This window comes from Sulfitobacter sp. KMM 9851 (genome assembly GCF_057178245.1).
In genome coordinates, this window is sequence record NZ_CM169991.1 from 2,378,676 (window position 1) to 2,398,239 (window position 19,564).

The window sequence follows — 19,564 nt, forward strand, 5'->3', positions numbered from 1 at the left end:
GCCCGTTACCGGGGGGCCAGCCCCCCGGACCCCCCGAGGGTATTTATGACCCAGAAAAGTATAGAAATTTGATCAGCCGTCGAAATCAATCGTGACTGGAAAGTGATCGGAAGCGGTCACGAGCGCGTCGCGCAGCTCAGCGTTGTGCCAGCACTCGGGGTCATCCATAGGATGCCAAATCCGCCAGCGCGCGCCACGTTTGCGAAAATCTGGCGTGACCATGATATAATCGAGCAGCGCTTGCAGATAGCGTTTCTCTGGCCTGATCCAGAACCGCGCGGTGGTGGGCGCAGGCCCTAGCCGTCGGCTGAGTGCTTGTTTGGCATGGGGATCAAACAGCCCCGCCGACCCCTGCCCCAGCACGATCTCGACCGACGACCGACCAAACAGGTCTTCGAATTCATCAAGCCCCGGCCCGTCGTTCATATCTCCCATCACCATCAACGGTGTGCCCGCCGCCAGATGCGTTTCGATACGGGCGCGCAGCCAGATCGCCTGGGCCAGCTGTTTGCGGCGATTGGCGATGCCGAACGTCATGGCCTCGGCATCAGATGTGGCGCCATGTGGTGCCTTGGATTTCAGATGCGCGCCGATCATATGGAATGCAAAACCGCTGCGCGTGGTCACTGCCAGTTCAAGCGGCGGTTTGGAGAAGACCACACGGTCTTCGGTGGCGTCGATGTCCAGATCAATGCGCAGCACCCCGTCGAAACGCGGCGCGCCGCTGGCGCCATCCGGGCCCGAGAACACCCCGCCCGGCGCGTGTCTGGCGGTGATGCTGCCGGGGTCGTAGAGCAGCGCTATTTCCTGCTGGGTGTCGTTGGAATACCCCATTACCGCCTCGCGCGCGCGCAGGCCGAACCGCGCAGCAAAACCTTCCAGCGCACGCACCGTCGACTGTTTGCGGCTCTGATCCGGTGCTTCGATGACCATCACGGCATCTGCGTCCAGCGTCTGAAACACCCGCCCCAGCGCCGCTGTCTGAGCCGCGCGTGTCACGTTGTAACGACCCGACCAGCCACCGTCGTCGAACAGTTCGTTATTCTGATCAAACAGTCCCGAAAACCATTCCACATTATATGTGGCAATGCGCATCAGGCGTGTTTTCCAGACAAGGTTTCCCAGGCGCGGTTGATGACGATCATGCGTTTTTCAGCCATCTTGATCGCTTCCTCCGGCAGGCCACGTGCCACCAATGCATCGGGGTGATTTGCGCGCACCAGTCGGCTCCAGGCCGCGCGCGCCTCTTCCTTGGTGGCGGTGTGCGGGATGCCCAGCACCGTGTGCGGCAGGGGCGAGCTGTCAGGGACAAAGCGTGCCCGCAGGGAGGCAAACTCATCCTCGCTGAGCCCAAAGATGCCACCGACCTCTTCTAGGAACGCGTTTTCATTGGGGTGGTAAATGCCATCGGCCATGGCAATGTGAAACAAGCCTTCGATCAGATCGCGCAACATGTCAGGCTGATCGCGGAACATTGCGGCGATGCGGCGGGCATAGTCGTCGAACCCGGCCACGTCCTGTCGGGCGAGGTCAAACACCCGCGCCGCACCTGCCGTGTCACCTTCGGCAATCTGAAACACCTCGCGAAAGGCCGTCACCTCATCGCGGGTCACACGCCCGTCAGCTTTGGCCATCTTGGCGCCCAAGGCGATCACCGCAATGGTAAAGGCGACGGAGCGTTCGGGCGGCGTGCGCAAGCGGTCAAACAGCGCCGACAGCCCTTCGCCAGTTGCAAGGGCGGACAAAGCCTCGGTGATGCGGGTCCAGATCGACATGGGATAGCCTTTTGATTGCGCTACCACCTTAACCACCCGTGCCGGAGAAGTCAGGGTGTGGAAAGGTTTTTCTGCATCAGGATGAGGTCCAGCCATTGCCCTGACTTGCGGCCCACCTGCGGCAGTTGGCCGACGCGGTCAAAACCCAGCGTTTCATGGAAGAACACCGCGCCGGGGTTGGCCCCGCTGATCGCGGCGATCATCGCATGATGGCCCTTGGCTGCGGCCCCGGTCAGGGCTTGCGTCATCAGGTCGCGGCCCAGCCCGCAGCCCTGCGCCGCAGGAGCGATCACGATAGAATGTTCCACCGTGCTGGCATAGCCCGGCCCGTTGCGGAAGGTGCCAAAGGTGACAAATCCCTGCACGGCCCGCCCGGCAACCCAGAAGGCCCCGGGGCGGTCGGCTATCATCTGTTCAACCTCTGCCACAGACTTTTCGGCGGTGGTAAATGTTGCGAGACTATCGCGGATCATCACATTCCAGAGTGCCGCAATACGCGTGGCATCTAGCGGGGTTGCGGCGCGCAGGGTCACGACAGCACCCGCGCGCCCTGCGGTGTCTTAAAGGTGGCTAACAGCCGCGCAGGCCCGGGGTGAAAGCTCACTCGGGTATCGTTTAGCAGCGGAGCAAGCATTTCGGCCAGCGCAGCCGCGTCAGGGTGATGCACCTCAAGTCCGCTCAACCGGCAGTTCGAAGGCGCCAGCCGCGCCGCCGGATGCGCGTCACCGCCCCATTCGATCAACGCAGGCGCGCAGTTGTCAAAGGGAAGGATGCCGGATTGCGGCACTGCCATGCGCCAGCGCAGATCACCGCGCTGCAATTCCACCGGCGCGCCAAAGCCCTCAGGTAATGTGGCCAATGTTGCGTCGAGATCATCGCAGCGGCAAATCCAGTTGCTCAACCGGGGCGGACCGCTGATCCGATCCAGATCAAACCAGCGCGGCCTGTCGGGCGCAGGCGCGTCAGGATTGACGGCAATCGCCTCAAGATAAAGGCCGTCATTCAAGCCTAAGAGCGTGTTATGGGTGAAAAACACGTCATGCTGGCCACCCGGTTGTGACGATACACCCAGCGCCTGCGCCACATGGGCATCCGCCTCGGCAAGGGTGAGTCCAGCCACCGCGATATGATCCAATTCCATCCCTGTTCTCCCAAATCATTGCGACACGCGTCATAAGGTATCGGCCAGAGCCTGCGCGCTAGCCGTGCCTTTCCTTATTGGCCATAAATATCCTTTAGAGGGTGTCAGGGGGAGGCAGTCGGCCTCCTCCATGACGTAGGATCAGCCGCGCGCGCTGCGAATGAGTTTTAGAATATCCTCGGCCGCAGCGGGAATGTTGGTGCCGGGGCCAAAGATCGCCTTTACGCCCGCATCCTGAAGGAACTTGTAATCCTGCTGCGGGATCACCCCGCCACAGATCACCAGAATATCCTCTGCCCCGGCCTCCTTCAGCGCCTGAATAAGCTGCGGTGCCAACGTTTTGTGCCCTGCCGCCTGGCTGGAAATACCGATGACATGCACATCGTTATCCACCGCGTCCTGCGCCGCTTCGGCGGGGGTCTGGAACAGCGGGCCAACATCTACGTCAAATCCGATATCGGCGAATGCGGTGGCGATCACCTTGGCACCTCGGTCATGTCCGTCTTGGCCCATCTTTACGACCAACATGCGCGGGCGGCGGCCCTCGGTCTCGGCGAAATCGCTGACTGACTTCTGGATCGCGGCAAAGCCCGCGTCGCCCTCATACGCTGCGCCATAGACACCCGACAAGGTTTTAACTTCGGCGCGATGACGGCCAAATTGCTTTTCCATCGCCATGCTGATTTCCCCCACTGTGGCGCGCGCGCGCGCGGCTTCGACCGCGGCGTCGAGCAGATTGCCACCCTCGGCTGCGCGGCGTGTCAGTTCATCCAACGCGGCGGTGCAGGCCGCCTCGTCCCGTTCGGCCCGGATACGTTCCAGCCGTTTGATCTGGCCTGCGCGCACGGCAACGTTATCAACGTCCAGAATATCAATCGGGTCTTCGCTTTCGCGGCGGTATTTGTTCACGCCGACGATCACTTCGGTGCCACGGTCAATGCCCGCCTGCCGGGTCGCCGCCGCCTCTTCGATGCGCAGCTTGGGCATGCCAGAGGCCACGGCCTTGGTCATGCCGCCCAGTTCTTCGACCTCCCCGATCAGTGTCCAGGCGGCTTCGGCTAGATCATGGGTTAGCCTTTCAACATAATAACTGCCCGCCAGCGGATCGACGACATTGGTGATTCCGGTTTCCTCTTGCAGGATCAACTGAGTGTTGCGGGCAATACGCGCAGAATGTTCGGTGGGCAGGCCAATCGCCTCATCCAGCGAATTGGTGTGCAGCGACTGGGTGCCGCCCAGAACCGCGCTCAGCGCCTCATAGGCAGTGCGCACGACGTTATTGTACGGGTCTTGTTCGGCAAGGCTTACGCCGGACGTCTGACAATGGGTGCGCAGCATGGAGGATTTGGGGTTTTTCGGTTCAAACTCGGCCATGATGCGCGACCAGAGCAGGCGCGCGGCGCGCAGTTTCGCGGCCTCCATGAAAAAATTCATGCCAATGGCAAAGAAAAAGCTCAGACGCGGCGCAAAACGGTCGACGTCCATGCCCGCCGCGATGGCAGTGCGGACATATTCACGGCCGTCGGCAAGGGTAAAGGCCAGCTCCTGCACAAGGTTCGCACCGGCCTCTTGCATGTGGTAGCCCGAGATCGAGATCGAGTTGAATTTCGGCATGTGGTCCGAGGTATATTCGATGATATCCCCAATGATCCGCATCGACGGTTCCGGCGGATATACATAGGTGTTGCGCACCATGAATTCCTTGAGGATGTCATTCTGGATCGTACCGGAAAGCTTGGCCCGGTCATGCCCCTGCTCTTCCCCCGCCACGATGAAGCTGGCGAGGATGGGAATAACCGCGCCGTTCATTGTCATGCTGACGCTCACCTGATCCAGAGGGATACCGTCAAATAGGATCTTCATGTCTTCGACACTGTCGATGGCCACACCGGCCTTGCCAACATCCCCTTCGACGCGTGGGTGGTCGCTGTCGTATCCCCTGTGCGTCGCCAGATCAAAGGCAACCGATACGCCCTGCTGCCCTGCCGCCAGTGCGCGGCGGTAAAAGGCGTTGGATTCCTCGGCGGTCGAGAACCCGGCGTACTGCCGGATGGTCCAGGGGCGGCCGGCATACATCGTCGCCTTGACGCCGCGTGTATAGGGCGCGTCGCCCGGGATACCGTCCAAATGGGTCAGGCCGGCGATATCCTCGGCGGTGTACACGGGCTGTACAGCGATGCCTTCAAGCGTATGCCAGACCAGATCATCGGGGCCGCGCCCACGCAGTTCGCCTTCAGCCAGATGGCGCCAGCGTGCCTTGTCGCTCTTGGGGTCGGATGTCATGTGATTGTCCTCTTGTCATGTCGCCCGGCGGCGGGCTGATGCCTGCTCTTTTCCGGGTCGGGTCCTCTGTCAGTGTGGCCAGCCCATCGGCCCCGGCGGTCAGCCAGAACAGATCATCGGCGTATTGTTCTTGCAACGCCGCCACTTGTGCGGCGCTGAAAGGCTGCCAGCGGCCCGTATCGTCGGGCAGGATGGCAGGGTCTTCTCCGCGTTCAACCAAGGCGCGGCGCAGGGCCGGCAAATTGGGCGAACGGTTGAGCCAGCGGACCTCGCGCGGGGCGGGGGCCGGTATATCCAAACAGGTGTTGAGCAGCGCATCAGCGCGGCCTGCGTATTGTTCAAATGGGGCGATGCGAATCTCGGCCTCCGGCAGGGCGCAGGCCAGATCGGTGATCACATCGCGCCATCCACGCGGGCTGCGCGCAATCTCTTCGCGTGCGGCGGCGTCCGGCACACGGTGGCCACGTGCAACGGTATAGGCGGCGGCAGAGGCCCACCACAGGTCTTGTGCCCGCGTGCTCAGCACCACGCGGCTGACAATTCCGCCAAACGCGCTGCCGATGCGGGCCATACGTTCGCCGATGGCGGGGTATAACTTCCGCTGGCGCAGGCTGTGGCAAGAGGAGCCGATCATGTTTTCATCGCTGACCAGAAGATGCGTTACGCCGCGGTCAAGGCATTGCGCCACCTGCATCTGCACGCGGCCTTCGGCCCGGCGACACAGGTTGCGCCCCTTGGCCGCCGCTGGCTTGGGAAACAGCCCTGGAAAAACCGATTGCCGGGTGCGCGCCGGACCCCAATAGCCAATGGACTGTTCGGACAGGTCCGCATGGCTGTCGCGCAAATAATGCTGGAAACTGGTGGTGCCGCTGCGATGCGCCCCGATGTGCAGAATGATATCCATGACGGCGCGGCCCAATGCAGTGACAACGACCGCCCCGAACGGCCAAGACGCGGGGAACGCCCCAGTCATGCCGTCAGACCTCTTGCAATGAGCTTAATATGAAAATGCCCCGGTTTACCCTTCGCAATTGCCCCGCCAACCCCTATATCAGTAAGAACAGGAGCCTGAATGAAACGTCTTATACCGCTTGTTATTGCAGGGTTATTCGCCAGCGCCAGCCTTGCGCAGGATGTCACCACGCCAGAAACTGATCCACTGTTCTTGACGGCAGATATGGCTGATTTGAGCGAATTCCTTTGGAAAAAGCGGCCTGTTCTGGTCTTTGCGGATGGTGAAGACGACCCCGCGTTTGTCGCGCAGATGGAATATCTGCATGCCCGCGAAGAAGAATTACGCTTGCGCGACGTCATTGTGTTGACCGACACGGACCCCGCCGGGCGCAGCGCGATGCGGCTGAAACTGCGCCCACGCGGGTTCATGTTGGTGCTGATGGACAAGGAAGGCCGGGTTGAGTTGCGCAAACCCTTCCCGTGGGACGTGCGCGAAATCACCCGCAGCATCGACAAGATGCCCTCGCGCCAACGCGAGATCAGGGAAAGCAACGACCGCAAGGTCATCCGTTGATGCCCGCTCCCCCTGCTCCGCTGATTCCGATCCGGTTGCACCCTATTCGAACTCCATGATCACATCATCCACCGCCAGGCTGTCGCCTGCCGCTGCGTTGATCTTGCTGACCACGCCCTTTTTCTCTGCGCGCAGGTTGTTTTCCATCTTCATGGCTTCGATAGTGCATAGAATCTGGCCCTCCTGCACCTCGTCACCGACCTGTGCCTCCAGCTTGACCACCAGACCCGGCATCGGGCAGAGCAGCAGTTTGGAGGTGTCGGGCGGCATTTTTTCAGGCATCAGGGCAGCCAGTTCGGCCTGACGCGGGGTGCGCACATGCACCTTGAGGTCGGCGCCCCGGGTGCGAATACGGAACCCGCCCGAGATTTTGCCGACTTTCATCACCAACGGCTCGCCATCGACCGTCATATTGGCCAACTGGTTGCCCGGCGTCCAATCCCCGCTGACGCGGATGGTCTTGCTGTCGGCCGGCACCTGACCCGTCACCGCATCGCCAAACACCACGGTCGCCCCGTCGCGGTCGGCGTCGATGCGCAGGTTAAACGACTGACCCTGCACGGCGACATTCCAATCGCTGCCAACTTTACGTTCGTGGTTGTCCATCCGCCCGGACACCCGCGCGCGGCGAATTTCGGCGACGCGGTGCATCGCGGCCGTGGCGGCGGCAATGCGGCGCAGCGCGTCTTCGGGCAGGGTAACGCCGGTAAATCCCTCGGGGAATTCTTCGGCAATAAAGGCGGTCGTCATCTCGCCTGCGATGAAAATCGGGTGATCCATCACCGCCGACAGGAATGGCAAGTTATGCCCAATGCCCTCGACTTCGAAACTGTCCAGCGCGACACGCATCCGTTCAATCGCTTCGGCCCGCGTCGGCGCCCAAGTGCACAGCTTGGCGATCATCGGGTCATAATACATGGAGATTTCGCCGCCCTCGTACACGCCGGTATCATTGCGCACGACATGGGTATCCTGCGTGACCTCGGCAGGCGGACGATAACGGGTCAGACGGCCGATGGAGGGCAGAAAGCCACGGTATGGGTCTTCGGCATAGAGCCGGTTTTCGATGGCCCAGCCGTTCAGCTTTACATCAGATTGCCTGATCGTCAGCTCTTCTCCGTTGGCAACGCGGATCATCTGTTCGACCAGATCGACGCCAGTGATCATTTCAGTGACCGGATGTTCCACCTGCAACCGGGTGTTCATTTCGAGAAAGTAGAAATTTCGGGCGCCATCAACGATGAATTCGACCGTCCCGGCACTGGTATAACCCACGGCCTGTGCCAGCGCGACGGCCTGTTCACCCATCGCCTTGCGGGTCGCTTCGTCAAGAAAGGGGCTCGGCGCCTCTTCGACAACCTTTTGGTTACGGCGCTGGATCGAACATTCGCGTTCGCCCAGATAGATGCCATTGCCATGCGCATCACAGAGCACCTGAATTTCAATGTGCCGCGGCTGGGTTACAAACTTTTCGATAAAGATCCGATCATCGCCAAAGCTGCTGGCGGCCTCGTTCTTGGAGCTTTGAAATCCCTCGCGCGCCTCGTCGTCGTCCCAGGCAATGCGCATCCCCTTGCCGCCACCGCCCGCTGACGCCTTGAGCATCACCGGATAGCCGATCTCGCGGGAAATTTTCACGGCTTCTTCGGCGTCTTCGATGATCCCCATATAGCCGGGCACGGTGGACACACCGGCCTCCTGCGCGATCTTTTTCGACGTGATCTTGTCACCCATCTTTTCGATGGCACCAACAGGGGGGCCAACAAAGGCGACCCCGGCGGCCTCAAGCGCTTCGGCAAACTTAGCATTTTCGCTGAGGAAACCGTAACCAGGGTGCACGGCCTGTGCGCCACTTTCCTTGACCGCCGCCATCACCTTGTCGATGACAATGTACGACTGGTTGGCAGGCGGTGGCCCAATGTGGATCGCTTCGTCCGCCATCTGCACGTGCAGCGCCTGCGCGTCGGCGTCCGAATAGATGGCGACTGTGGTCAGCCCCATCTTTTTGGCGGTCTTGATGACGCGACAGGCGATCTCACCCCGGTTGGCGATCAGGATTTTGTCAAACATGGGCGGTTCCTCTGCTGCTTGTGATCAACGCAAAAAGCCGCGTCAGCCGAGGCTGCGCGGTGCGTGGTGTTAAAAATGGATCAAGACAACGGGCACGCCGGGGTGCGGCGTGATCCTTGATTGTCAGAAGGAAAGGATGGGCGGCGGTATTAGTAGCCGCGGCACTTTCCGGGGTTGAGCTGGCAATAGGCGACGTTGCCCGCAGCACCGATCGCTGCACCTTGCAGCAACGACCCGCTGGTGATCGCAGCAGCACCGGCGCCGATGGCTGCCCCGCCCAGTGCCTGTTCGCCAAGGTTGTCGCCGCAAGCGGCCAACCCGGCACATGCGCCAAGCGCGATAATGATCTTATGGATGGACATTGACCTGTTCCTTCACTGCTTCTGCCTACTCCGTTAACGCAGGGAGCCTTGCTTGGTTCCCGCCCGGAGTTATCTGTTGCCTCTGTGTAACCCTGCCCGCGCCCACTGGAAAAATCGGACAGCAATTCCAAGGGTTTGGCCTGCTGCCCGTTAGGGGAAGGGGTATGGTCTTGATGCTGAGCGGATCTATATAATGAAACCCGCCCCGCAGGATAGACATTGGCCGAAACAGCCGACGCGGCCAAGGGGCCAATCCCGGCTCGGCGGAAATCGGCAAAGCGGCGCTGAACGCGCAACGCAACTGGCGACAACGCGCCGATCACGTGTCGAATGCCTCGGGGAACGACGCGCGTGCCACGGGTACGTTCAACACCAACAGCGCCTCATAGCTGGCCGGGTCAAACGGATCTGTCGCAGGCAGCACCTCACGGCCGAAAAGCCAGGAAAGCCGCCCCGCATCCAGATTGCCGCGCTCAAACGGGTGTTCGCCAAAAGCTTCCCACAGCGCCTTCATAAAGGCGGCGTCGGCGCGTTTGTCGGGCGGACGTCGGTCAGACCGGCGTTCGCGCTTTGTAATTGGTGTGACGCCCTTGGGGTTGGGCCGCCGAATGGTGAATTGGAAATCGGTGCCGGGCAGACGCCCCGGAAAACCGCGATGTTTCAGCATATATGCCTGCATCACACACCCCTCCCGATTGCAGGGGTGCCGGTAGTGATGGCAGCAGGCGCGAACGCCTGCTGCCGGCCGACATTACTTGTACTTGCCGGTGTAGACTGGTTCGACCGAAATGGGCTCCGGGTCAACCACAACGTATTCTTCTTCTGTCTGGCCGCTTGTGCATGCGGCCACGGCAGCGATAAGTCCGAAAGCTGCCAGCAATTTGATGCTCTTCGACATCTAAGTCTCCTGTCACTGTTAGTGGGGCTCGGCACTGCGATACGCCTCGCCTGCCCCGATTCTGAGGTAAGGGATACTAGGGTATTCCTTGGCCACACCATAAGCGATTCAGTTGGCGATGGATATGGGGTGTCGCTCAATCGGCGGTGATGTGACTCCAAAGCCTCATTTGTTGCCTTGGGCGCCAGAAACGCCCCAAGATATAGTGGTCGCATTACAAACCTTCCCAGATGCAGGCCCCGTCCAGTGGACGGAAGGCCTCAAAAAACTGTGTCGCGTCAGGGTCGGGCACCCCAAATTCGGTGGCGCGATCCGCCAGCGAGACAACGATCACTTGCCCCTCCAGCGCATATTCCGTGATGTAGGGCAAGGCCATGGATTGGCACAGGTGCGCCATGTCGGGTGCAGCTACATCATAAGGGATCGCACCCGCCTCGCGGGCGATCTGCGGCGCGATAAAACGAAAGCGCAGCCAGACCTCGTCGCCCAGATCATCGACCAATACCTCTTGCAGTTCGACAGGCTGGCCCGACGGCACGTCGATGGCCAGCGCGGGGCTGGCGCCCAGCGTCAGAGCGGTCGCAAACACCGCCGCAAAGGTGCGCTGCTGACCTAGAGCGGCGGATAGACGCAGCATCCGCCTGGCAGCTGTGGCGCAGATATTACTTGCGGTAGTCATATGACCAATGCCCTGTGCTCCAGCCATGCTCTGGCACCAAACGCAGCAAAAGCAGACCAAGACCGGCGACGATCGCGACGCCACAGAGCCGGTTCGCCCACGCAATGCGCCCCGGTTCGCTGTCGGGGTGCGCGCGAACCTGCCGTGCAAAATGCACCGCGGCCCACATCACAGCAATGGTGATGAAAATATCCAGCCAGATCGTCGTACGGCTTGCGTACTCCCCGGCTGTCACCATGAGGCGAACCAGCAGTTTCCCGCTCAGATAGACGGTGACCGCCAACAACCACGGCCAACCGTTTGGGTATTGTTCTGTTTGTCTGGCCATCATACGCCCCCTTCAACCAAACCGTTACAGCGGAATATTATCGTGTTTCTTCCACGGCATGCTCGCCTTCTTATTGCGCAGCGATGCAAAGGCCCGCGCGACCCGTTTGCGCGTGGTACGCGGCTGGATCACCTCGTCGATGAACCCACGTTCCGCCGCGACAAATGGATTGGCAAAACGCGCCTCGTAATCGGCAGTGTGTTGCGCGATCTTCTCAGCGTCACCCAGATCGGCACGGTGGATGATCTCTGTGGCCCCTTTGGCCCCCATCACGGCGACCTCGGCAGTGGGCCAGGCATAATTGAAATCCGAGCGCAGATGTTTGGACGCCATCACGTCATAGGCCCCGCCATAAGCCTTGCGGGTGATCACGGTGACCATCGGCACTGTCGCCTCGCCGTAAGCAAACAGCAATTTCGCACCATGTTTGATCACACCGCCGTATTCCTGTGACGTGCCGGGCAGGAACCCGGGCACATCAACCAGTGTCAGGATCGGAATTTCAAAGGCATCGCAGAACCGTACAAAGCGTGCGGCCTTGCGGCTGCTGTCAATATCCAGACACCCCGCCAGCACCATTGGCTGGTTGGCCACCACGCCCACGGTGCGGCCCTCGATGCGGATGAAGCCGGTGATGATATTTTTCGCAAACTCGGCCTGAATTTCATAAAAATCTGCCTCATCGCCCAGTTTCAGGACTAGCTCCTTCATGTCGTAGGGCGTGTTGGCATTGGTCGGCACCAGCGTATCCAATGACGGCTCAATCCGATCAGGATCGTCAAAGAACGGGCGCACCGGGGGTTTTTCGCGGTTATTGGCGGGCAGCAGATCAACCAGACGGCGGACCTCGGCCAAGGCTTCGACATCATTTTCAAAGGCCCCATCGGCAACCGATGATTTGCACGTATGAGTGCGCGCGCCACCCAGTTCCTCAGCAGTCACAACTTCATTTGTCACTGTCTTCACCACGTCCGGCCCGGTGACAAACATGTAAGAGCTGTCTTTGACCATAAAGATAAAGTCGGTCATCGCTGGTGAATAGACAGCACCACCAGCACAAGGCCCCATGATCACGCTGATTTGCGGGATCACACCAGAGGCTTCGATGTTGCGCTGAAAGACTTCCGCATAGCCCGCAAGACTAGCCACACCTTCTTGGATGCGTGCGCCACCGGAATCATTGATCCCGATCACCGGTGCGCCATTCTGCACCGCCATATCCATAATCTTGCAGATTTTTTGCGCATGGGTTTCGGACAGCGATCCGCCGAACACGGTAAAATCCTGAGAGAACAGATAGACAAGCCGCCCATTGATGGTGCCCCACCCGGTGACAACACCATCACCCGCAGGACGTTGTTTTTCCATACCAAAATCGGTGCACCTATGGGCAACGAACATGTCAAACTCTTCGAAAGACCCCTCATCCAACAGCAGATCGACCCGCTCGCGGGCTGTCAGTTTGCCCCGTTTATGCTGCGCATCAATGCGCGCCTGGCCCCCACCCATACGGGCGGCTTCGCGGCGTTGTTCCAACTGTTCGAGAATGTCTTTCATGACGCACCCCTGCTATAATTTTTGCCATTCTATCGAAGCAGGCAGGGCAACCAAAGCGCAATTTTGCAAATTTGCAAATATATTGCAGCATTGAGATAGCAAATCGCAAAGCTGCAAATTACCTGGCGGCCCATGGACAATATCCAGAGCCAGGCATAATTCCTTTTGCATGTATATTGCGCCCCGCGTTCGTTTCTTAGACAAAACGACCCCGCCCCACATCGCCACCCTGATCCTGCTTGCGGGGCTGTCGGCCATGGTGATGAACATTTTTCTGCCCAGCCTGCCCGCGATGGCCGACTATTTCGGCACAAATTATGCCGCAATGCAGCTATCGGTGCCGCTTTATCTGCTCTTCAGCGGCTTCTTGCAGTTATTTGTCGGCCCGATATCAGATAATCTGGGGCGCCGTCGCGTGATGCTTTGGGCGATTGCGTTGTTTGTGGTTGCCACGGCGGGCTGCCTTTTGGCGCCAAATATCGGGACGTTCCTGTTTTTCCGCATGGCGCAGGCGGTGATAGCGACCGGTATGGTCCTAAGCCGCGCCGTGATCCGCGACCTTTATACCCAAGACCAATCTGCCTCGATGATCGGCTATGTCACCATGGGCATGGCGCTGGTCCCAATGATCAGCCCGGCTGTCGGCGGCGTGCTTGAACAAAACTTTGGCTGGCAGGCATCGTTCTGGGCGCTGCTTATCTTAGGCGGTCTGGTTGGGCTCATCACTTGGGCCGACTTGGGCGAAACCGCGCGGGCCACGGGCAAAACCCTGCGCCAGCAATTTGGCGAATACCCCGAGTTGCTGCGCTCGCCACGGTTTTGGGGCTACGCGCTGGCGTCCGGGTTCTGTTCAGGCGCGTTCTTTGCGTATCTGGGCGGCGCGCCATTCGTCGGCACGGTGGTGTTCGGCATGGAACCCGCGGTTCTGGGCCTGTACTTTGGCGCCCCTGCAATCGGGTATTTCGTGGGCAATTTCATCACCGCCCGCACGGCCACCAAACACGGCGTCAACAAGCTGGTGCTCTGGGGCTGTATCGCGAATGCGGTGGGCGGCATCGTGTCGCTGCTGATCTTTCTTGCGGGATATGGCACCCCGATCAGTTTTTTCGGCCTGATGACACTTGTCGGCCTTGGCAACGGGTTGTGTATTCCCAACGCGACCGCCGGTATGCTGTCGGTGCGGCCACATCTGGCCGGCACGGCATCGGGGCTGGGTGGTGCGATCATGATTGTCGGCGGTGCCGCACTCAGCGCGCTGGCCGGGGCGCTTCTGACTCCGCAAAGCGGGGCATATCCACTGCTATGGCTGATGCTGATCACCGCAATGGCTGGGGTGGCGTCGATCTGGGTGGTGATCCGCCGCGAAAAAGCATTGGGGCTTTAATCCGGCGTTAACTATACCCGCGCCACCTTGCGGTGGTTGGTTTGCAAAGTTAGGCTGTTGCAAACTGCAAACTTGCAAAGGCGGGCGGAATGGCGATTCAGAAACTCTACGCTGGCGTCAAATTACGCGAGACCCGCACCCGCGTCGGGCTGACGCAAAAGAACTTTGCCGCCCGCCTGGGGGTTTCCCTGCCCTATCTCAACCAAATGGAAAACAACAATCGCCCGGTCAGTACAAATGTCGTACTGGCACTTGCGTCTGAGTTCGGCCTGGATGTAACCGAACTGAGCAGCGGCGATGGCGAGCGTCTGGTCAGTGATCTGCGAGAGGCGCTGGCGGACCCGGTGTTTGCCGGGGACATGCCCGGCATGGCCGACATTCGCCTGACCGCCTCCAACGCACCGGGGTTGGCCCATGCCTTTCTCACGCTACACCAGAATTACCGTCAGGTGCATGAACGACTGGCGTCGCTGGACGAGGCGCTGGGGCGCGAAGACGCCCGTGCAACGCCATCGCCCTGGGAAGAAGTGCGCGATTTCTTTCACTATTGCGACAACTATATCGACGCCGTCGACCGCGCCGCCGAACATTTTGCATCGCGCGAAGGCGGGCATCGCAACATGCGCGTCGCGGCGGTGTCGTCGCTCGCCAATGCCGGCGTCCAGGTGATCTTTGACGACGCCGACCGCCTGCGCGCCTTTGACCCCCCCACCAAGACGCTGCGCATCTCGGCCCGTGCCGCGCCCGAAACCCAGACCTTTCAACTGCTGCTACAAATGGCGCTGACCCGGCAAGACGCCCTGCTGGAGGCGACCCTGGATCTGGCGCGTTTCCACAGCCGGGCCGCGCGCGATATCGCCAAGATTGGTCTGGCCAATTATTTTGCCGGGGCTGCCCTGCTGCCCTATGCGACATTTCAGGAAAAAGCCCAAGCCTGCCGCCATGATCTGGAGGTTCTGGCCGGGCATTTCGGCGCGTCCATTGAACAGATTGCGCACCGCCTGTCGACATTGCAGCGCCCCGGCGCAAAGGGGATTCCATTTTTCTTTGTCCGGGTGGATCAGGCGGGCACCATCACCAAACGCCACTCGGCCACACGGATGCAATTTGCCCGCTTTGGCGGCGCCTGTCCGCTGTGGAACGTGCACCGTGCGTTCGAGACGCCGGGCAGGTTCCTGCGGCAACTCGCCGAAACTCCCGATGGCGTGCGCTACATCTCTCTGGCGCGCGACATCTCCAAACCTGCGGGGCGCTTCGGCGCGCCGGTGCGACGCTATGCCATCGCATTGGGCTGCGAAGTGCGCCATGCGCCCGCACTGGTCTATGCCGATGGGCTGGACATAAACCGCGCGCAGGCATTTGAACCGATTGGGATTTCCTGCCGTATCTGCGAGCGTAAGGACTGCCATCAGCGGTCCGTGCCGCCGTTGGAACGCCAACTGGTGGTGGACCCAAATCTGCGCGACGTGCTGCCCTACCGGGTAGAGTGATCAGCGCTTGGCGCGCCGCCACCCCGCCGCGCGCGCCTCGGCCTCGGTGCAAAACCAGCGCTCACCCTTGGCCGTGTTGATCCGGGTCTTGGCGTAGAACTCCTGCCCCGGCAGGTGATAGATACGCGTGCCCTTGGCACTGATATTACCTTTGATTTTGCAGTCGCCGTTAGACTGCACCGTCATCGGAGCGCCGCTGCGCCTTGTGACGCGGTAGCGTGCAGGTGAGGTGGTTTTGAAGCCATGTATGCCCCGCCCGGCGACAAAGGCGGCCTTTTCGTCCAAATCATAGGCCATCGAATACTTACGATAGGCAAAGGCCAGCCCGTCCTGCACCAGCGCCTGCCCGACATCCCGGCCATCCGCCATACAGCGCGCCACGATCCGGTCATAGCGGTCGCGGTCCAGTGCGTCACAGCGCATCTGCGCGCCTTGATAACGGTCCCGCACCTGCCGCGTGGTCCAGTCGCCGCAGGCCCAGGGCTGTCCCCCCTCGGTCTGGCAGGTTTGCGCCGCCTCGAGCGCGTCGATGCCGTGCAAGCGGATACGCTGCCCCGCCACATCGAATGTATCGCCGTCAATGACCCGCGCAGTGCCGACGATCACCTCGTCCGCCTGCGCGACCGGCCCGAACGCCGCCGCCAAAAACAGCGTGAGGGCAAAACATGAACAAATTCTTAACATGGCGCAGGTATGCCGCCAGACTGGCCACCGGGCAAGTCCCTTTGTTAAGAAAGGTTAACGCACGCCTACCGCTGCGCCACTTGCCAGTTGGGGTGCAGCCAAGGTTCATCATTGGCGCGCGGCAACGGATCAAGGCCCAGCAGCAGGTCCGAAACTTTCTCCCCCACCATGATGGACGGCGCATTGAGGTTGCCGTTTGTGATGCGCGGAAAAATCGAACTGTCGGCCACACGCAGCCCCTCAACCCCAATCACCCGCGCCTGAGGATCGACCACCGCTTGCACGTCATCCGCGGCCCCCATCCGGCAGGTGCCACAGGGATGATAGGCACTCTCTGCGTGCTCGCGGATAAAGCCGTCGAGTTCGTCATCGCTTTGCAAATGGGCACCGGGCTGGATCTCGTGCTTGACGAACGGCTTGAACGCCTCCTGCGAGAAAATCTCGCGGGTGAGCCGGATACAGGTGCGAAATTCCTCCCAGTCATCGGGATGTGACATGTAGTTGAAACGGATCACCGGGTCGTCAGCGGGATCAGAAGACCGCAGCGTGACGTCACCACGGGATTTTGACCGCATCGGCCCGGTGTGGGCCTGAAACCCATGCCCCTCTGCCGCCGCCTGCCCGTCGTAGCGCACGGCGATCGGCAGGAAATGGTATTGAATATCAGGGTATTGCACGCCGGGCTTCGAGCGGATGAAAGCCGCAGATTCAAACTGGTTCGACGCCCCCATGCCCGTCTTTGTAAAAAGCCACTGCGCCCCGATTACGGCTTTGGACAGCAGGTTCCAGTGTTTATAGAGCGTGATCGGCTGACTTGCGGCCATCTGGATATACAGCTCCAAATGGTCTTGCAGGTTCTGGCCCACGGCGGGGCGATCTGCGACCACATCAATGCCATGCTCTGCCAGATGCGCGGCGGGGCCAATGCCCGACAGCATCAAAAGCTTGGGCGAATTGATCGACGATGCGGCCAAGATGACTTCGCCCGTGGCGCGGATCACCTCGATGCGCGCACCGCGTTTGACCTCAACGCCCACGGCGCGCCCGTCTTTGATTACCACCTTGCGGGCCAGCGCACGGATCAGCGTGACGTTGCCGGTCTTTTGCGCCGGGCGCAGATAGGCGTTGGCCGCCGACCAGCGCCGCCCGCCCCACACGGTCTGTTCCATCGGGCCAAAGCCTTCTTGCTGCTGGCCGTTGTAATCGTCAGTCACCGGGTAACCTGCTTGTGCGCCGGCCTGCACAAAGGCGTCAAATAGCGGATTGGCGCGTGGCCCGCGCGAGACGTGCAGCGGGCCATCGGTGCCGCGCCAAGTCGCATCGCCGCCATGGCCGCCATCGTGCCAGCTTTCCATGCGTTTGTAGTAGGGCAGCACATCGGCGAACCCCCAACCCTGCGCGCCCGTTTCCTCCCAATGGTCAAAATCCATTGCGTGACCACGGACATAAACCATCCCGTTAATGGACGATGACCCGCCGATGACCTTGCCGCGCGGACAGGCCAGTCGGCGCCCGCCCAGATGCGGCTCTGGCTCTGATTTGTAGCCCCAATCGTAGCGCGCCATATTCATCGGATAGCTGAGTGCGGCTGGCATCTGGATAAACGGACCTGCGTCCGTGCCGCCATGTTCGATGACGATAACGCGCCGCCCGGCCTTGGCCAGACGGTAGGCCATCGCACAGCCCGCCGACCCGGCCCCCACAATTACAAATTCAGCTTCCATAGTCACTTACCTTCCGTGATCCCACGCACACCCAGGGTCGCGCAACGCAGCGCGTGGCTTGTCCTTGGCGGCGGGAAATCGCATTCCATCCTTATGGTGGCGACTTGACGGATCAGACTGATCCTTCAAGCACCGCTCAGCCTTCGTTCATCGGCGCCTAGAATGGCGCTTCGACATCGCCCATACGTACGAAGACAGATTTCAACTGGCTGTAATAGTTGATCGCCGCCTTGGAGTTCTCGCGCCCGACACCAGAATTTTTCGATCCGCCAAAAGGGGCCTCGACGGGCGCGTCGTTGTAGCTGTTGATGAAACATGTGCCCGCTTCGAACCCGGCTGCCACGCGGTGGGCACGGGCCATATCGCGGGTGAACACCCCTGCGGCGAGGCCGAATTCAGTGTCGTTGGCACGGGCCATCACCTCGGCCTCATCCTCGAAATCAAGCACCGCCATAACGGGACCAAAGATTTCTTCACGGGCGATTACCATATCGTCGGTGACATCGGCAAAAACGGTGGGCTGCATGAAAAAGCCGTCACGCTCGATGCGCTCCCCGCCATAGACCAGACGCGCACCTTCAGCCTTGCCCTTGGCGATATAACCCAGCGCGATGTTCATTTGGTTTTCGCTGACCATCGGGCCAAAATTGGTATCTGGGTCCATCGGGTCGCCAACCACCGCGTTGCCCAGGCGTTCCGCGAGCCGCGCAAGGAAGGCCTCTTTGATGTCTTTGTGCACAAAGACCCGCGTGCCGTTGGAACAGACCTGACCGGAACTATAGAAGTTGCCCAGGATCGCGCCGCCGACGGCATTTTCGATGTCAGCGTCTTCGAACACGATCATCGGGGATTTACCGCCCAATTCCATGGTGACGTGTTTGATCCCCGAGGCAGCGGCGGCGTAGACCTTACGGCCCGTGGGCACGGAGCCTGTCAGCGAAACCTTATCGACGCGCGGGTCCGTCACCAGGGCATTGCCGACGTCGCCCATGCCCTGCACCACGTTGAACAGTCCGGCGGGCAAGCCTGCCTCGTGCAATATCTCGGCAACTTTCAACGCGCAAAGCGGGGTGGTTTCGGAGGGTTTGAAAATCATCGCATTGCCGCAGGCCAGCGCAGGCGCGCCTTTCCAGCAGGCGATCTGCGTGGGATAATTCCACGCACCGATGCCGACACAAACCCCCAAGGGTTCGCGCCGGGTATAGACCCAGTTTTCGCCCAACTGGATGTGTTCGCCCGTCAACGTCGCCGCTAGCCCGCCGAAATACTCCAGCGCGTCCGCGCCGCTGGTGGCATCAGCCACAGAGGTCTCTTGATAGGGTTTGCCAGTGTCCCATGTTTCCAGCACCGACAGATCATGGTTGCGGTCGCGCATCATGTCGGCGGCGCGGCGCAGGATGCGGCCGCGTTCGGTGCCAGTCATCGCGCCCCATGCGGCCTGCGCTGATCTGGCGGCAGTGATGGCTTTTTCGATAATCGCAGGTGTCGCGGCATGGACCGTCGCGATGACTTCGCCCGTGGCGGGGTAGATCACCGGGATCGGCGTGCCTGCGGTGTCTTCGATGTATTCACCAGCGATAAAATGGCTGGCCTTGGGTTGGGTATCATAGGGCATTGCAGAACTTTCTTGCCTTCGGCGAGGAATATTTAAGACCAAAAAG

General features: G+C 60.6%; 19 protein-coding genes. 3 read left to right on the plus strand and 16 right to left on the minus strand.

Features of this window, described 5'->3' with window-relative positions; genetic code table 11:
• Positions 1-72 precede the first annotated feature (72 nt).
• The 6 genes from AC1965_RS11765 to AC1965_RS11790 all read right to left on the minus strand — a co-directional run bounded on the left by AC1965_RS11765 (position 73) and on the right by AC1965_RS11790 (position 6,172).
• Positions 73-1,095: an endonuclease/exonuclease/phosphatase family protein gene (locus AC1965_RS11765; RefSeq protein WP_483884061.1), complete on the minus strand. Its 1,023-nt coding sequence runs from the start codon at positions 1,093-1,095 to the stop codon at positions 73-75.
• Positions 1,095-1,775 (minus strand): TerB family tellurite resistance protein, encoded by a 681-nt coding sequence (locus AC1965_RS11770; protein ID WP_483884062.1) that lies wholly within the window; start codon positions 1,773-1,775, stop codon positions 1,095-1,097. The genes AC1965_RS11765 and AC1965_RS11770 overlap by 1 nt, the downstream gene beginning before the upstream one ends.
• Before the next feature lie 50 nt (positions 1,776-1,825).
• Positions 1,826-2,308, minus strand: coding sequence for an N-acetyltransferase family protein (locus tag AC1965_RS11775; RefSeq protein ID WP_483884063.1), 483 nt, complete (start codon positions 2,306-2,308; stop codon positions 1,826-1,828).
• Positions 2,305-2,916, minus strand: a complete 612-nt coding sequence (locus AC1965_RS11780; RefSeq protein WP_483884064.1) for a VOC family protein — start codon at positions 2,914-2,916, stop codon at positions 2,305-2,307. Before AC1965_RS11780 ends, AC1965_RS11775 begins: the two co-directional genes overlap by 4 nt.
• 141 nt (positions 2,917-3,057) lie before the next feature.
• Positions 3,058-5,199: a methylmalonyl-CoA mutase gene (gene scpA / locus AC1965_RS11785; protein WP_483884065.1), complete on the minus strand. Its 2,142-nt coding sequence runs from the start codon at positions 5,197-5,199 to the stop codon at positions 3,058-3,060.
• Positions 5,150-6,172: a hypothetical protein gene (locus tag AC1965_RS11790; protein ID WP_483884066.1), complete on the minus strand. Its 1,023-nt coding sequence runs from the start codon at positions 6,170-6,172 to the stop codon at positions 5,150-5,152. Before AC1965_RS11790 ends, scpA begins: the two co-directional genes overlap by 50 nt.
• Before the next feature lie 99 nt (positions 6,173-6,271).
• Between AC1965_RS11790 and AC1965_RS11795 the strand changes: the two genes are divergently transcribed.
• On the plus strand, positions 6,272-6,727 hold the full coding sequence (locus AC1965_RS11795) for a DUF4174 domain-containing protein (RefSeq protein ID WP_483884067.1): 456 nt from the start codon (positions 6,272-6,274) through the stop codon (positions 6,725-6,727).
• Positions 6,728-6,769: 42 nt separating this feature from the next.
• On the opposite strand, the gene AC1965_RS11800 is transcribed toward AC1965_RS11795, so the two are convergent.
• The 7 genes from AC1965_RS11800 to AC1965_RS11830 all read right to left on the minus strand — a co-directional run bounded on the left by AC1965_RS11800 (position 6,770) and on the right by AC1965_RS11830 (position 12,621).
• Entirely contained in the window at positions 6,770-8,797 is a 2,028-nt protein-coding gene (locus AC1965_RS11800) for an acetyl-CoA carboxylase biotin carboxylase subunit (RefSeq protein WP_483884068.1), read from the minus strand.
• A gap of 149 nt (positions 8,798-8,946) precedes the next feature.
• Complete coding sequence (locus tag AC1965_RS11805; RefSeq protein ID WP_483884069.1) at positions 8,947-9,159, minus strand: hypothetical protein; 213 nt, start codon at positions 9,157-9,159, stop codon at positions 8,947-8,949.
• Between the two features lie 319 nt (positions 9,160-9,478).
• Complete coding sequence (locus AC1965_RS11810) at positions 9,479-9,826, minus strand: hypothetical protein (protein ID WP_483887034.1); 348 nt, start codon at positions 9,824-9,826, stop codon at positions 9,479-9,481.
• An 84-nt stretch (positions 9,827-9,910) separates the two neighbouring features.
• Entirely contained in the window at positions 9,911-10,057 is a 147-nt protein-coding gene (locus AC1965_RS11815) for a hypothetical protein (RefSeq protein ID WP_483884070.1), read from the minus strand.
• Positions 10,058-10,271: 214 nt separating this feature from the next.
• The gene (locus tag AC1965_RS11820; protein WP_483884071.1) at positions 10,272-10,694 is read right to left on the minus strand and encodes a DUF6497 family protein; all 423 of its coding nucleotides are present in this window, start codon (positions 10,692-10,694) and stop codon (positions 10,272-10,274) included.
• A gap of 25 nt (positions 10,695-10,719) precedes the next feature.
• Positions 10,720-11,064 (minus strand): hypothetical protein, encoded by a 345-nt coding sequence (locus AC1965_RS11825; protein ID WP_483884072.1) that lies wholly within the window; start codon positions 11,062-11,064, stop codon positions 10,720-10,722.
• Between the two features lie 24 nt (positions 11,065-11,088).
• Entirely contained in the window at positions 11,089-12,621 is a 1,533-nt protein-coding gene (locus AC1965_RS11830; RefSeq protein WP_483884073.1) for an acyl-CoA carboxylase subunit beta, read from the minus strand.
• Positions 12,622-12,790: 169 nt separating this feature from the next.
• On the opposite strand from AC1965_RS11830, the gene AC1965_RS11835 reads away from it, so the two are divergent.
• Together AC1965_RS11835 and AC1965_RS11840 are read left to right on the plus strand one after the other, a co-directional pair.
• The gene (locus AC1965_RS11835; RefSeq protein ID WP_483884074.1) at positions 12,791-14,005 is read left to right on the plus strand and encodes a multidrug effflux MFS transporter; all 1,215 of its coding nucleotides are present in this window, start codon (positions 12,791-12,793) and stop codon (positions 14,003-14,005) included.
• An 89-nt stretch (positions 14,006-14,094) separates the two neighbouring features.
• On the plus strand, positions 14,095-15,495 hold the full coding sequence (locus AC1965_RS11840) for a helix-turn-helix domain-containing protein (RefSeq protein WP_483884075.1): 1,401 nt from the start codon (positions 14,095-14,097) through the stop codon (positions 15,493-15,495).
• Here AC1965_RS11840 and AC1965_RS11845 read toward each other — a convergent pair whose 3' ends face one another.
• The 3 genes from AC1965_RS11845 to betB form a co-directional block, all read right to left on the minus strand.
• Positions 15,496-16,179: a thermonuclease family protein gene (locus tag AC1965_RS11845; protein ID WP_483884076.1), complete on the minus strand. Its 684-nt coding sequence runs from the start codon at positions 16,177-16,179 to the stop codon at positions 15,496-15,498.
• Positions 16,180-16,244: 65 nt separating this feature from the next.
• Positions 16,245-17,903 (minus strand): choline dehydrogenase, encoded by a 1,659-nt coding sequence (gene betA / locus AC1965_RS11850; protein WP_483884077.1) that lies wholly within the window; start codon positions 17,901-17,903, stop codon positions 16,245-16,247.
• 157 nt (positions 17,904-18,060) lie between these two features.
• The gene (betB, locus tag AC1965_RS11855; protein ID WP_483884078.1) at positions 18,061-19,518 is read right to left on the minus strand and encodes a betaine-aldehyde dehydrogenase; all 1,458 of its coding nucleotides are present in this window, start codon (positions 19,516-19,518) and stop codon (positions 18,061-18,063) included.
• Positions 19,519-19,564: the final 46 nt, after the last annotated feature.